Here is a 13,860-nt window from a genome sequence, read left to right as displayed (position 1 = left end):
CGGCTCGATTTTCATTTTTCAATTGTTCGCAATCCCTTCTTTATAATATAAGCTGTTTCTTTTGCAGTACTTTCTGTCTGCCACTTTTTGCATAAATCCTTAACAAAATCTGGTCGCGATTTACTGGCATCATTAAGCCAGTTCCCTACGCTATCCTGAACATATTTTGATGGATCAGATTTCAGAGAATCTAAATTTTTCAAAGCCAATTCCGGTTTTTTCTTAAGCACTTCGATATGTTCGCACCAAACTCCTCGCGGTCTAATTGCTTCGGTTGCAAAACGTCTGATATTTTCATCTTCATTTAAAGTCCATTTTAATAGAATTTCAAGACTTTTATCCAAATTCTTTACAATATTTGAACGGACAGCCAGCCATGAAATTTCTCTAACTCCAAAATGTTTATCGGCTGCTAAAAACTGAATTTGCTCTAACATTTCCTCAATTGTATATTTTGGATTTTTTCCTATTGTATATGCTGACCAGCATCTAACTAAATCTGATTTATGTTTAGAAATATCCGACAGGATGCTTAAATCATTATTTAAAGAAGATAATTTTAATATTCCAGTTCCAATTGCTTCATTTATAGTATTAACTGTTTGCTTTTTCAAGCTTCTAATATCTATTAAAATAGGTTCCAAATATTCCGTTCTATTTAATTCTTTTAAGAGGTTTTCGAGAAGTACAGTTTGATCAACAGCAAGCCATTCTACCAAATTCGCCGATTCAATTTCGCCTTTATTAAGCAGCTCTAAAATAGAACTCGGAATATCTTTTTCGGATCGTGCTCCTTTACGCTTTATGGTTGTATTCAATGTTTCAATTTGATTCGTTAATTCGCTCATTCTGCTTAAAATTTTGACTATTTTTGTAAAGATCGGTAAGTTGAATCAGCCTGGCAATACCGCATATTTTTATCCCATAGGGACACAAAAGTCAATTTTATGCAAACAAAGGAACGAGACACAGAAAATAAAATTTGTCCATTAGAAATTGCTGTAAACTGTATCAGCGGAAAATGGAAAATTCCAATTGTCTGGCAGATTAATGACGGAAAAAAAAGACCAAGTGAATTTTTACGCGGCATTGCTAAAGTAGACCGACGCGTTTTAAATCAGCAGTTAAATGAAATGGTAGAAGACGGCATATTGATAAAACATTCTTTTAATGAACTTCCTCCGCGTGTTGAATATACTTTGACCGAAACTGGAGAACAATTAGTCGAAATACTATGGAAACTTAATGATTGGGGAAAATTACTGATTTCCGAAAATAAAATTGAGCTTCAATCTTAAAACACGCAAATCATGAAAACAGATGAATCTTATTTAGAAAGTGTTAAAAAACAATTTTTGTATTACAAAATACTTGGTGAAAAAGCGATCAACCAATTAGAACCTGAACAACTTTTTTTTGAAACAAATGATGATACTAACAGTATTGCCACGATTGTAAAACATATTTCGGGAAACATGCTTTCGCGATGGACTGACTTTTTAACTTCTGACGGCGAGAAGGAATGGCGAAATCGTGATTCAGAATTTGAGAATGATCTACAATCAAAACAAGAAGTTTTAGAAGTTTGGAATAAAGGCTGGAAATGTCTGGAAAATGCATTGAGCAGCATAAAACCAGAACAGCTTTCGGATATTATTTATATTCGAAATGAAGGTCATACCGTTATCGAAGCCATAAATAGACAACTTGCACATTATCCTTATCATGTTGGCCAGATTATTTTTTATGCTAAACAACTAAAGAACAGTTCTTGGGACAGCTTATCCATTCCAAAGAATAAATCAGGAAATTACAATGCCGAAAAGTTTGCCAAAGAGAAAGAAATTAAGAACTTTACCGATGATGAATTAAATAAATTGAAATGATTGAATATCATGCTTATTTAGGAGGTTTTTGGTACTGGATTTTAATTAAATTCTGTAAAACAAAATTATCTGATGAGCAAGCTGAGACAAATAGAAAACGTAATTTATTTTTTCTTTCTTTTCTAAATATCATTGTCATTTCAATTGTAATAACATTTTATTATTTTTCCAATTTATTTCCGGTCCTTACGGAAGGGAGCTTCTAAAAAAACTTATTTAAAATGAAAAAAATACTATTCTTACTTCCAGTATTAGCACTGGTATCCTGTTATAATGCCGAACACAATTGTAAAGATTTTAAAACAGGAAAATTCAAATTTGAGTTTGAAGTAAACGGCGTAAAAAAAACTACCGTTTTTGAACGCAAAGACAATATTGAAATCGAAACTTTTGAAGGAAAAACAGATACTTCGACTATTCGCTGGGTGAGCGACTGCGAATATGTATTGCAAAAAAAACATCCAAAAAACATGGCTGAAGAAAAAGCAATCAGTATGAAAATTCTAACCACTACAAAAGATTCTTATACATTTGAATTTGGTATGGTTGGATCTGAAGAAAAACAACGCGGGACAGTTTTTAAAATTGACTAAATAAATATAAATAAACGCCTTTGATATGGAAATATTCTTAAATCCTGATGCTTGGATTGCCTTATTGACTCTGACCTTTCTTGAAATTGTTTTAGGAATCGACAACATCATTTTTATATCTATTGTTACTGGAAAACTGCCTGAAGAAGATCGTAAAAAAGCAACCCGAATAGGTTTATTTCTGGCTATGTTCATGCGTATTGCTTTATTAATGGGAATCTCTTATTTGATTGCTATGAAAGCGACAATATTCAGCATTCATTGGGGTTGGTTTGAAGGTGATTTTACTGGACAAGCCGTTATTTTATTCCTTGGAGGTTTATTTTTAATTTATAAAAGCACCAAAGAAATCAGCGAAAAAGTGGATCATAAAGGCGAAGAAGAAAAAACAATTAAAACAGCTGCAAAAAAATCATTTTCGAATGTTATTGTTCAGATTTTATTAATCGATTTAATATTTTCTGTGGATTCCATTTTAACTGCTGTTGGAATGACAAATGGTGTACACGGCGCATTGACTATTATGATAACCGCAGTTATTATTTCGGTTGCCGTTATGATGTTATTTGCTGTTCCTGTTGGAAACTTCGTAAACAAAAACCCATCAATTCAAATATTAGGACTTTCGTTTTTAATCTTAATTGGATTCATGTTAATTACAGAAAGTATGCACTTATCAAACGCTGCTCTTGCAGGTGAACACATTGGTGCTGTACCAAAAGGTTATTTATATTTTGCCATCTCATTTTCACTTGCTGTGGAATTTATTAATATGAGAATCCGCAAAAGACAAGCATAAACATAAAAAAGTCCCAAGAATGGGACTTTTTTTTTGATACTTTTAAAAACTTCCTCTCACCTCTTCACCTTTGCACCTTTGTAACCAAAATAATAATCAGGTGTTTCTTTTACATTTCTATTTTATATAGTACATTAGATTTCAAATCTGACGCATGAAAAATACCATTTCACAAAGAGTTGCCGACTTTTTAAAGAACTTCCCTCCTTTTAATTTTTTGCATCCAATGGATCTCGAAAAGCTTTCGGAACAAATCTCTATTGTTTATAAAGATAAAGATGCCATTATTTTTGCCGAAAATGAAAAAACTCATGATTCCTTCTATGTAGTTCACAAAGGAGCAGTTGCACTTAAAAAGAGTCAAAAAAGCACTGTTTTAGATATGTGTGACGAAGGTGACATTTTTGGATTACGTCCGCTTTTAGCACAGGAAAATTATATTATGGAAGCTGTGGCACATGAAGAAACTATTCTATATGCAATTCCAATAGCCGTATTTAAGCCTTATGCGCTGGAAAATAGAAATATTGGTAATTTCCTGATTGAAAGTTATGCTTCAAATACTAAAAATCCTTATTCTGATATTCATAAAGACAAACTATACGGCGATGATGATTTATTGAATGAAAACCGTCATTCCAATAATGATTCATTTGATTTAGCGCCAATAAAATATTCTAAAAAAATTGTCACTTGCAGTCCATCCACAACGGTAAAGGATATTGCCAAAATCATGAACGATAAAAAAGTAGGCGCCATATTGATTGTCGACGAAATGCTGCCAATTGGTATTTTGACTGATAAAGATCTTCGAAATAAAATTGTCACTGGAGATTATTCAATCATGACTACTGCCGAAACAATCATGACAAAACCAGTAATTACGTATCCGAAAAAAATGACCGTTACTGAGGCTCAAATGGCGATGATGAAAAGCAATATCAGTCATTTATGTCTTACCAAAGATGGAACTGTAAATACAAAAGCAGTTGGAATTTTATCGAAACATGATGTAATGGTTGCTCTTGGAAATAATCCAGCAGTTTTGATTAAAGCTTTGAAAAGAGCTAAAAAAACTAAAGAAATAAAGCCTATTCGAAACCGCATTATGCAGCTTCTTCAAGGGTATTTAGATCAAAACATTCCGATGACATTGATTTCTAAAATCATAACAGAACTCAATGAAGCCTGTACAACACGCGTAATCGAAATTTGCATTGAAAAAATGAGCAGTCCGCCCCCGGTAAAATTTGCATGGCTCGCACTTGGAAGTCAAGGAAGAGGAGAACAAATGCTGCATACGGATCAAGACAATGCAATTGTATATGAAAATGTTTCAGATGTTTTTAAAGATGAAACTAAAATTTATTTTTTAAAGTTTGCTGCATTGGTCAATAAAGGTTTATTTGATATTGGCTACGATTACTGTCCTGCCGAAATGATGGCTTCAAACCCTAAATGGTGTATGAGTCTTGATGAATGGAAGGCTCAAGTGCATCACTGGATTACAAATCCAGGAAAAAATGAGGTTTTACTGTCGTTTATTTTCTTTGATTATAATATAACTTATGGCGATGCCGAAATTGCGAATCAGCTCTCTGATTTTATTTTTGAAGATATAAAAGCTAATCCAATATTTTATGTTCATTTAGTAAGCGGAGCATTGCAAAACCCATCTCCAACAGGTTTCTTCAGACAGTTTCTTGTAGAGCAAGACGGCGCAAACAAAGATAATTTCGATATTAAAAGACGAGCTTTAATGCCTTTAACGGATGCTGCACGAGTATTAATTTTATCACATTCTGTTAAATCAATCAGTAATACTGCAGAGCGTTTTGAAAAACTGGCAGAATTAGAACCTAATAACAGAGAACTTTATTTATCCTGTTCTTACTCCTTTAAAGCTTTATTAAAATTTAGAACCAAACAAGGACTTTTACATCATGATTCTGGGCAGTTTATTGCTTTGGAATCTTTATCTAAAATGGAAAAAATTAAACTGAAACGTACTTTTAAAACTATAAAAGAACTTCAAGAACTTATCTCGATACGATTTAATATTTCAAATTTAGTATAGCGATGGGTTTATTTAATTTTTGGAAAAAAGACGACGAACTCTTCGACGAAAGCATCACTATCGAAGAAACACGATTTGTAGTTTTGGATACTGAAACAACAGGATTCGACTACGAAAATGATCGAATTTTATGCATTGGCGCTTTAGTGTTGCAAAACAACGTAATTTCTATTCAGGAAACACTAGAAATTTATCTTCAGCAAGATCATTACGACAAATCGACTGCGCAGATTCATGGAATATTAAGAGATTTTGTTCTACAACGCCCAAGTGAACTAGAGGCTTTACAGCAGTTTTTAACTTTTTTAGGAGATTCTATTATCATAGCACATCATACCGTTTTTGATATCACTATGATTAACAAAGCTTTGGAAAGAAATAATCTGCCACAGTTAACTAATAAAACTTTAGATACAGCGCATTTGTACAAGAAAACACTAATTAAATCTCATTTGTTTGAGCGTAAAGATCATTATACTTTAGACGATCTTGCAGATAAATTTGATATTTCAAAAAAAGACCGACACACAGCTTTAGGTGATGCTTACATCACCGCGATTGCTTTTTTGAAAATTGTAAAAAAATTAAAAGAGAAAAAAGAAATTTCTTTAAATCAGCTTTTTAAATAATTTTAAGATTTTATTAATACTCTAAAATTTACATTAGACGCAATAATTTACCATTTAGTAATCTTTGACTTATTATTTATTAGCAATAAGAAAAAACTAGCGTAACATATATTTTGTTTTTCGAGGATAGCTTTGCCTCAATCAAAAAAACAAAAACAAATATGAAAACTAATTTTTTAAAATCAGTTGCATTGCTTGGAATTACAGGACTTTCTGTAATTAGCTGCCAAAATGACGACAAAGATTCATCTAAAGATGTAAACGCCGCTATCGATTTTACTTCACACTCAAAAGTTCCTGCTTTTGTATTTCCGATGGCAGGTTTTGAAAACCTTAAAATTAGCACTTTAATTGCAAGTTCTGATGTTCTTCCAGATTCTCCTAAATTTGTTTACGGTGCACAACCTGATGGCGCTGGATTAATGAAAAATCCAACCGGAGAAGGTTATATTATGATCACAAATCATGAAATCCTGCAATCAGTTTCTAGAGTTTATTTAGACAAAACTTTTAAACCTGTAAAAGGAGATTATCTTGTTGACGGAGTTGGAGGTTTAACACGTTTATGTTCTGCAACTTTAGCAACACCAGAAATTCACGGATTTGGTCCTATCTTTTTAACTGCAGGAGAAAGCGGACAAGAAAGTATGGTTCACGGAATTAACCCGTTAGGACAATCATCAGACAAAAGCAGAACAGATAGAGTTTTACCAGCTTTAGGAAAAGCAAGTATGGAAAATGCAGTTCCCCTTCCAAAAGAAGCTTATCCAGGGAAAACTGTTATCCTTATTGGAGAAGATCAATCGTATGCAACTTCGCACGTAAGTGCAGGACAATTGATTATGTATATGAGTTCTACTGTTGGAGATTTAAGTAATGGTAAATTATATGCTTTAAAAAGAACAGATGGGAATCAAGTAGAAACTACAATGAAACTAAACAATTCTTATCCTGTTCAGTTTGTTGAAATCCCGAATGCTAAAAACTTAACAGGAGCTGTAATTAATACAACTGTTAATGACTTAAAAGCAATTCGTTTTTCAAGAGTTGAAGATGTAGATTACAGAAAAGGAAGCGCAAGCAACAACAGAGAGGTTTATTTTACAGCAACTGGTCAAGCAACAAACAATGCTCCTGTTGATGGATATACAATGTGGGGAAGAGTTTATAAATTAAAAATGGACGCAGCAGATCCGCTAAAAGGAACTTTAGAATTGGCTGTTGAAGGTGATAGTACTCCAGGAACTGGAATCATTAACCCAGATAACTTATGTGTAACTGAAAACTTCGTTTACATTCAGGAAGATGGTGATAGTTATTATACTGATGCTAAACACGATTCGTACATTTGGCAATACAATATCGCTACAAAACAAAACAAACCTTGGTTGAACATGAACCACAAAAGAACGGATACGGCTTGGAACGCTCTTTACAACCAAACTGGTGAAATGAGATTTGGAAGCTGGGAATTTGGAGCAATGGAAGATATATCTGATATCATTGGTGTTCCTGATACTTTTACTGTAAATATTCACCCTCACACTTGGCAGAGTGATGCGTTTAAAAACGCTGATGGTTCTGGAACTCAAACAAACAAAGAGGGAGGACAAACTGTTATTATTAGAAACGTACAACGATAATAAATACAGCCAAAATCTATCAACAACCCTTATTTTCTTGATAAGGGTTGTTTCTATTACAATACTATTATGAAATTAAAGCACTTTACTTTTCTACTTTTGACACTTTGTTTTTTCTTTTCATGTCAAAAAAATGAAGTTTCAAAAACGACCATAAAACAAGATTTATTAGTTGACTTGACCAAGTTAAACAATGAAATTGTAAAATTTCAAAAGCTGATAACAAATACCTCATCGCAAAAAGAAATTGTTGAACAGTTTAAACAATCACGTCTGGCTTATAAAAAAGTCGAATGGGCAATTGAATACTTTGCGCCTGAAACGGCAAGATTTATGAATGGTCCAGCTTTAGACGAAATGGAACTTGAAGAAAACAGATCATTTGAACCTCATGGTTTTCAGGTTATCGAAGAAATGATTTATCCAGAATATGATGCTGAAAATAATCCTGATTTAATTAAAGAATTGAATATTTTTCAATCTAATATTAAACAGCTGAAAAGCACTTTTGAAGTTATTACAATCAGTAACGATTATGCTCTTGATGCCATTCAACAAAATGTATTTAGGGTTATTACATTAGGAATCACAGGTTTTGACAGTCCAATTTTACAATCTTCAATTCCAGAAGCAGCCGAAAGTTTGATTGTAATTCCAAAATCACTTGAAAAAATTAACGCGGGTAATACATCATTATCAGAATTAAAGAAATTGACTTTAAAAGCGCAAAAGTACTGTACTGAAAACAATAATTTCAATGCTTTTAATCGCGCCTTTTTTATAACGGAATATCTAAATCCGATTTCAAAAAATATTAAAGCTTTTCAGAAAGAAGAAAATATTAAAAATGTAAAAAAGAGTAGTCCGTTAAACCCAGCTATTGAAACTTTATTTGATAAAGATGCTTTTGATGTCAACGCTTTTGTACTTTCTGATGAGTATAATTTCACCAAAGAAAAAGCCATTTTAGGAGAAAAATTATTTTATGATAAAGGTCTTTCTAAAAACAATGATCGAAGCTGCGCCTCCTGCCATCATCCTCAAAAAGCATTTACAGACGGCTTAAAAACAAACGTTTCTTTGACTGGTTCGAATTTAGCCAGAAATACTCCTACTCTAACCTACGCTTCTTTACAAAATGCTCAATTTTGGGATATGCGCCAATTAGATTTAGAAAAACAAAGTGTAGATGTTATTCAAAATAAAGATGAGATGCATGGTTCTATCGAAAATATTCATGCGAAGATTCAGCTCGACGAAGATTATATAAAATTGTTCAAAAAAGCATATCCAAAAACTTCAAAACCTGAAGCTTGGCAGATTCAAAATGCTATTGCTAGTTATGTTCGTTCTTTAAACGCATTCGATTCTCGATTTGATGAATATATGCGAGGGAATAAAAACAGTCTTAACAATGAAGAAATAGAAGGAATGAATCTTTTTATGGGAAAAGCAAAATGTGCAACTTGTCATTTTACGCCATTATTTAACGGAACTGTTCCGCCTAGTTATTCAAAAACTGAGCATGAAGTTATTGGAACTCCAAATGAAGCTTCAGGAAAAACATTAAGCCCGGATAAAGGTCGTTATTTGTATAACAAAATGCCGCAATTAGTTGGTGCCTTTAAAACTCCAACTGTACGAAATGCCGCAGTTACAGCTCCATATATGCACAACGGCGTTTTTAAAACCCTCGAAGAAGTAGTTTCTTTTTACAATAAAGGAGGCGGACAAGGTTTAGGCTATGAAGTCGAAAACCAGACTCTTCCTTTTGATAAATTGAATTTAACTGTAAAGGAAGAAAAAGCGCTTGTTGCTTTTATGAAAACACTTACGGACAAGAAATACCAGTAAAACCAAAATAATTTTTAGAAAAAAACGGCCAAAAATCATCTTTTGGCCGTTTTACATTTAATCAACAAACATTCGATACGGAAACACATTTGAAGATCTGTTTTTTAGATTCTTCATAAAGCTTTCGCATAAATAACTCCACTCAGAATCCGACAAATGTTGTTTCTCCTCAGGATTTGTTTTAATATAAATATCAACTGTTCGGCTAAAACCTGCTTTTACCGAAATTTCTTTTCGTGTGCCTTTTTCGATTTTAATATCTTCAACTGAACTTTTAAAATGACTAAATCCAAAGGCTTTAATATCGGCAAATGTTACAATTCTACCACGGGTCAGTAAAGCATTTCTATACGCCAGAATTCTGTCTTTGTTACTTTGTTTATTTAAACCGCCTACAGTATTTGTCATAAGCGTTACGCTTTTACTTTCAAATATAAAATTCTTGCTTTCTAAAACTGTTCCTGCTTTAATATCGTTTCCTTCTTCTGCGCAAGTAGACCAGTAATTAATATTAAAGTTTTTTCCAACGCCTTCATCATTTTTAGGTTTAATCATTAAATAAGGATCATTATTTTTAGTAAAACTACTTTCCTGTGCCTGCTGACTTACAGAACTTAACAATTGATTAATCTCTGGGTATTCCCGCTGGTAAACTAAATGAAGAGGAAAAGCAAAAACTAAGTAATATTGAAGAGGTTCTAAACCAAAGAGTTATTGGTCAGGATCACTGTATTTCGACCGTTACAGGTTCAATTTTAGAATCGAGATCAGGATTGAGTAAAGCGGGACAGCCTATTGCCTCTTTCTTTTTTTTAGGTCCAACAGGAACGGGGAAAACGGAATTAGCCAAATCTTTGGCCGAATTTCTCTTTCAGGATGAAAATGCAATTATTAGATTTGATATGTCTGAATTTAAAGAAGAACATTCTGCTGCATTGCTATATGGCGCACCTCCGGGATATGTTGGCTATGAAGAGGGCGGCTTACTAGTAAATAAGATCAGACAAAAACCCTACTCCATTGTTTTATTTGATGAAATTGAAAAAGCACATCCTTCAGTTTTTGATGTTTTTTTACAAATTATGGACGAAGGAAAATTGCATGATCGTTTAGGAAAAGAAGGAGATTTCTCGAATGCAATTATTCTTTTTACCTCGAATATTGGTGCAGATCATATTGTGACCACTTTTAATAACGGTGAAATTCCGACTTCAAATTCCTTAATGGAAATTATGGCAAATTATTTCAGACCTGAATTTTTGGGACGTTTAACCGAAATTGTACCTTTTGCGCCTATCAGTAAGGAAAATGCTTTGAAAATATTTGAAATTCATCTCAAGAAAGAGTTCATAGATTTATTGAAAAATATCAATATAAAAGTTGAAATTCCGATTGAAACTAAACTTTATCTTGCTGAAAATGGTTACAATGCCAAATATGGAGCAAGACCAATTAAAAGTATTATTAGAACACATTTAAGAAGACCTTTAGCTAAAAAGATAATTTCTGGAGAAGTAATAGATGGAGATACTATTTTTGTTAGTATCGAAAACAACGAAGTGAAATGGACTAAGGAAGAAATTCTTTCTCCATATCAAAGTTAAACAGATTTAAAAGATCATAAAAAAACGCTAAGAAATCAATCTTAGCGTTTTTATTTTTTATTCTAAAATCAAGCCAATCTGGCCATCATCTTCTAATTCTGTTTCGACCGAATCATCTTCTGGCAATTCTGGTTTTTCTGGAATTTCTTCAACAGGCTCTTCATAAGGAAGCGGATCTAACAAATTAACTTGTTTTAATTTATCTGCTGTTAACTGGTTTCCTAAAGCTTTAAAACCTTTTACAGCAATAAAATCTTCTACATCAATATGTAAATCTTCTTTCTGAACTCCTTTTACTTTCGCAAAAACTAACTGCGCCAACGGACGATAATCTGTTGATACAATTTCTAATTGCGAATTAGGATGATCAGTAATAAAACTTTCTTCTTTCCCTTCATTTTCAACAAGGAAACGTTTTAAGAAATAACGCTCTTTTTCTCCATCGTAATAAATTGCAGAAATAGGTTTTTTAGGCTTCCACTTCTCCAATACAATCATATCTTCCTCAAAATGAGTAGATAATTCAGGAATAATAACTTTTAATTTTCCAGTCTGACTGATTACTAAAATTTTATCACTTGGTTTAAATTCTCCAAGCAATTCTCCTCTAGCATCAACATTTAAACGTTTCACCGTATCATCAAACCAAACTTTTCTTGGTAGTAAAGTCGAAATCCCCTTTTCTTTTAATTCAATTTTTTTGATTGGATATTTGGTTACTAAATTTCCTTTAGAACTACGTCCTTTAATCGCCAATTTAGCAAAATCAATATCGAATTTCAGTTTTTTGATCGTTCCTATTTGACGCAATAATATCGTTACAACCTCCGCTTCTCCGTTCGGGTTATGTGAAAAATAGACCACTTGCGAACCATTTGTTCCATTTGTTAAATCATAAGCTTTATCGCGCGTTACACCCGAAACATTGAAACGTTTAATATAGGATGGACCTGATTTACCATCACGATACATCATATTGTAAATCGTACGTTTATCGCTCTTGTCAAAAACAGCAGCGTGTATAATATCTTTTCCAATAAAGGTTTTAGCATCTACTTTTGTTATCATTAATGTTCCGTCTCGTAAAAACACAATAACATCATCAATATCAGAACAATCACCTACGTATTCGTCTTTCTTTAAACTTGTTCCTACGAAACCTTCTTCACGGTTTACATATAATTTTGTGTTACGTAAAACAACTTTTGTAGCTTCAACGTTGTCAAAAACACGAAGTTCTGTCTGACGCTCACGACCTTTTCCGTATTTCTCTTTTAATTTGGTAAAATAAGCAATTGCAAAATCGGTTAAATGTTCCAAATTATGCTCTACTTCTTTCATTTCTTCCTCTAACCTAGAAATCAATTCATCGGCTTTATCAGAATCGAAACGCGTAATACGAATCATCGGAATTTGAGTCAAACGCTGTAAATCATCATCATTAATTTCTCTGACGAATGATTTTTTGAAAGGCTCAAAACGATCGTATAAATATTTGTAAAGTGATTCTCTATCTCCATACAATTTGAAGTCGATATACATTTCTTCACGAATGAAGATTTTTTCTAAAGTAGAAAAATGCCACTTATTTTTTAATTCTTCTAACTGAATTTCTAATTCCTGACGAAGTAAATCAACTGTTCTGTGCGTTGAAATTTTCAACATTTCAGAAACACCAATAAACAACGGCTTATTATCTTCGATAACACAACCTAAAGGTGCTACAGAAGTTTCACAAGCAGTAAACGCAAACAAAGCGTCGATTGTTTTGTCTGGCGAAACACCTGGGAAAAGATGAATTAAAATTTCGACATCGGCTGCGGTATTGTCTTCAATTTTCTTGATTTTGATTTTACCTTTATCATTGGCTTTCAAAATACTGTCAATCAAACTCGATGTATTGGTTGAAAACGGAATTTGCGTAATCACCAATGTATTTTTGTCTAATTGCGAAATTTTAGCACGCACACGCACACGTCCGCCACGAAGTCCGTCATTATAATTGGACACATCGGCAATACCTTGTGTCATGAAATCAGGATATAATGTAAAAGCTTTTCCTTTTAGAATTTTGATTGAAGCATCAATTAATTCATTGAAGTTATGAGGTAAAACTTTTGTCGAAAGTCCAACTGCAATACCTTCCGCTCCTTGCGCTAAAAGTAATGGAAATTTTACCGGAAGATTGTTAGGTTCTGCACGACGACCATCATACGAAACGCCCCAATCTGTAATTTTTGGAGAATATAAAACCTCCAAAGCAAATTTAGACAAACGTGCCTCAATATAACGCGAAGCTGCTGCTCCGTCACCTGTTAAAATATTTCCCCAGTTTCCCTGACAATCAATCAATAAATCTTTTTGACCAATTTGCACCATTGCATCACCAATACTTGCATCTCCGTGTGGGTGATACTGCATAGTGTGACCAACAACATTGGCAACTTTATTATAACGACCATCATCCAGCTCTTTTAAAGAGTGCATAATACGACGCTGAACTGGTTTAAATCCGTCCTCGATAGCAGGAACTGCACGTTCCAGAATTACATACGACGCATAATCCAAAAACCAGTCTTTGTACATTCCCGTTACTTTGGTAATAACGTCTTCTCCTTCTTCTTCCTGATTTTCGTAAAAATGCTGTCCTTCAAAATTTTTAGCATCTACATTTATAATCTCATCTGAATCATCTTGATTTTCATCAAATTGATTCTCATCTTGATTATTCTCGTCGTCGTTTGGAATTATGTTATCGTCTTCTTCGTCTTTCAT

The 13,860-nt window shown here is 33.2% G+C and carries 11 protein-coding genes and 1 pseudogene; 9 read left to right on the top strand and 3 right to left on the bottom strand.

Features of this window, described 5'->3' with window-relative positions; genetic code table 11:
- Positions 1 to 11: 11 nt before the first annotated feature.
- Positions 12 to 848, bottom strand: coding sequence for a DNA alkylation repair protein (locus NLG42_RS12925; RefSeq protein WP_257681245.1), 837 nt, complete (start codon positions 846 to 848; stop codon positions 12 to 14).
- Between the two features lie 99 nt (positions 849 to 947).
- On the opposite strand from NLG42_RS12925, the gene NLG42_RS12920 reads away from it, so the two are divergent.
- The 8 genes from NLG42_RS12920 (at position 948) to NLG42_RS12885 (ending at position 9,481) form a co-directional block, all read left to right on the top strand.
- Positions 948 to 1,298 carry a winged helix-turn-helix transcriptional regulator gene (locus NLG42_RS12920; RefSeq protein ID WP_257681244.1) on the top strand — a complete coding sequence of 117 codons (351 nt, stop codon included), beginning with the start codon at positions 948 to 950 and terminating at the stop codon, positions 1,296 to 1,298.
- Positions 1,299 to 1,310: 12 nt separating this feature from the next.
- Positions 1,311 to 1,886, top strand: a complete 576-nt coding sequence (locus NLG42_RS12915; RefSeq protein WP_257681243.1) for a DUF1572 domain-containing protein — start codon at positions 1,311 to 1,313, stop codon at positions 1,884 to 1,886.
- Positions 1,887 to 2,107: 221 nt separating this feature from the next.
- Complete coding sequence (locus NLG42_RS12910; RefSeq protein ID WP_099719771.1) at positions 2,108 to 2,479, top strand: DNA topoisomerase IV; 372 nt, start codon at positions 2,108 to 2,110, stop codon at positions 2,477 to 2,479.
- A 25-nt stretch (positions 2,480 to 2,504) separates the two neighbouring features.
- Positions 2,505 to 3,278, top strand: a complete 774-nt coding sequence (locus tag NLG42_RS12905; protein ID WP_089059029.1) for a TerC family protein — start codon at positions 2,505 to 2,507, stop codon at positions 3,276 to 3,278.
- Between the two features lie 154 nt (positions 3,279 to 3,432).
- The gene (locus NLG42_RS12900; protein ID WP_257681242.1) at positions 3,433 to 5,355 is read left to right on the top strand and encodes a DUF294 nucleotidyltransferase-like domain-containing protein; all 1,923 of its coding nucleotides are present in this window, start codon (positions 3,433 to 3,435) and stop codon (positions 5,353 to 5,355) included.
- 2 nt (positions 5,356 to 5,357) lie between these two features.
- Positions 5,358 to 5,984, top strand: a complete 627-nt coding sequence (locus tag NLG42_RS12895) for a 3'-5' exonuclease (RefSeq protein WP_089059031.1) — start codon at positions 5,358 to 5,360, stop codon at positions 5,982 to 5,984.
- A 161-nt stretch (positions 5,985 to 6,145) separates the two neighbouring features.
- A complete protein-coding gene (locus NLG42_RS12890) occupies positions 6,146 to 7,627 on the top strand; it encodes a PhoX family protein (protein ID WP_089059032.1) in 1,482 nt (493 codons plus the stop codon).
- A 69-nt stretch (positions 7,628 to 7,696) separates the two neighbouring features.
- On the top strand, positions 7,697 to 9,481 hold the full coding sequence (locus NLG42_RS12885) for a cytochrome-c peroxidase (RefSeq protein WP_257681241.1): 1,785 nt from the start codon (positions 7,697 to 7,699) through the stop codon (positions 9,479 to 9,481).
- A 57-nt stretch (positions 9,482 to 9,538) separates the two neighbouring features.
- Here the strand turns inward: NLG42_RS12885 and NLG42_RS12880 are convergent, their stop codons facing one another.
- Entirely contained in the window at positions 9,539 to 10,102 is a 564-nt protein-coding gene (locus NLG42_RS12880; protein WP_257681240.1) for a hypothetical protein, read from the bottom strand.
- A 17-nt stretch (positions 10,103 to 10,119) separates the two neighbouring features.
- On the opposite strand from NLG42_RS12880, the pseudogene NLG42_RS12875 reads away from it, so the two are divergent.
- A pseudogene (locus NLG42_RS12875) lies at positions 10,120 to 11,085 on the top strand (AAA family ATPase); the annotation flags it as partial.
- A 57-nt stretch (positions 11,086 to 11,142) separates the two neighbouring features.
- On the opposite strand, the gene NLG42_RS12870 reads toward NLG42_RS12875, so the two are convergent.
- Positions 11,143 to 13,860 (bottom strand): DNA gyrase/topoisomerase IV subunit A, encoded by a 2,718-nt coding sequence (locus NLG42_RS12870; protein WP_099719776.1) that lies wholly within the window; start codon positions 13,858 to 13,860, stop codon positions 11,143 to 11,145.

The organism is Flavobacterium plurextorum (assembly GCF_024638035.1).
GTDB classification, from domain to species: domain Bacteria; phylum Bacteroidota; class Bacteroidia; order Flavobacteriales; family Flavobacteriaceae; genus Flavobacterium; species Flavobacterium plurextorum.
The sequence above is the reverse complement of the archived record's forward strand: the minus strand, read 5'-3'. Positions and strand labels throughout refer to the sequence as shown.

Excerpts from the sequence above, each read along its gene's own strand:
- NLG42_RS12925 (WP_257681245.1), bottom strand. The coding sequence starts at position 848 with ATGAGCGAATTAACGAATCAAATTGAAACATTGAATACAACCATAAAG.
- NLG42_RS12920 (WP_257681244.1), top strand. The coding sequence starts at position 948 with ATGCAAACAAAGGAACGAGACACAGAAAATAAAATTTGTCCATTAGAA.
- NLG42_RS12915 (WP_257681243.1), top strand. The coding sequence starts at position 1,311 with ATGAAAACAGATGAATCTTATTTAGAAAGTGTTAAAAAACAATTTTTG.
- NLG42_RS12910 (WP_099719771.1), top strand. The coding sequence starts at position 2,108 with ATGAAAAAAATACTATTCTTACTTCCAGTATTAGCACTGGTATCCTGT.
- NLG42_RS12905 (WP_089059029.1), top strand. The coding sequence starts at position 2,505 with ATGGAAATATTCTTAAATCCTGATGCTTGGATTGCCTTATTGACTCTG.
- NLG42_RS12900 (WP_257681242.1), top strand. The coding sequence starts at position 3,433 with ATGAAAAATACCATTTCACAAAGAGTTGCCGACTTTTTAAAGAACTTC.
- NLG42_RS12895 (WP_089059031.1), top strand. The coding sequence starts at position 5,358 with ATGGGTTTATTTAATTTTTGGAAAAAAGACGACGAACTCTTCGACGAA.
- NLG42_RS12890 (WP_089059032.1), top strand. The coding sequence starts at position 6,146 with ATGAAAACTAATTTTTTAAAATCAGTTGCATTGCTTGGAATTACAGGA.
- NLG42_RS12885 (WP_257681241.1), top strand. The coding sequence starts at position 7,697 with ATGAAATTAAAGCACTTTACTTTTCTACTTTTGACACTTTGTTTTTTC.
- NLG42_RS12870 (WP_099719776.1), bottom strand. The coding sequence starts at position 13,860 with ATGAAAGACGAAGAAGACGATAACATAATTCCAAACGACGACGAGAAT.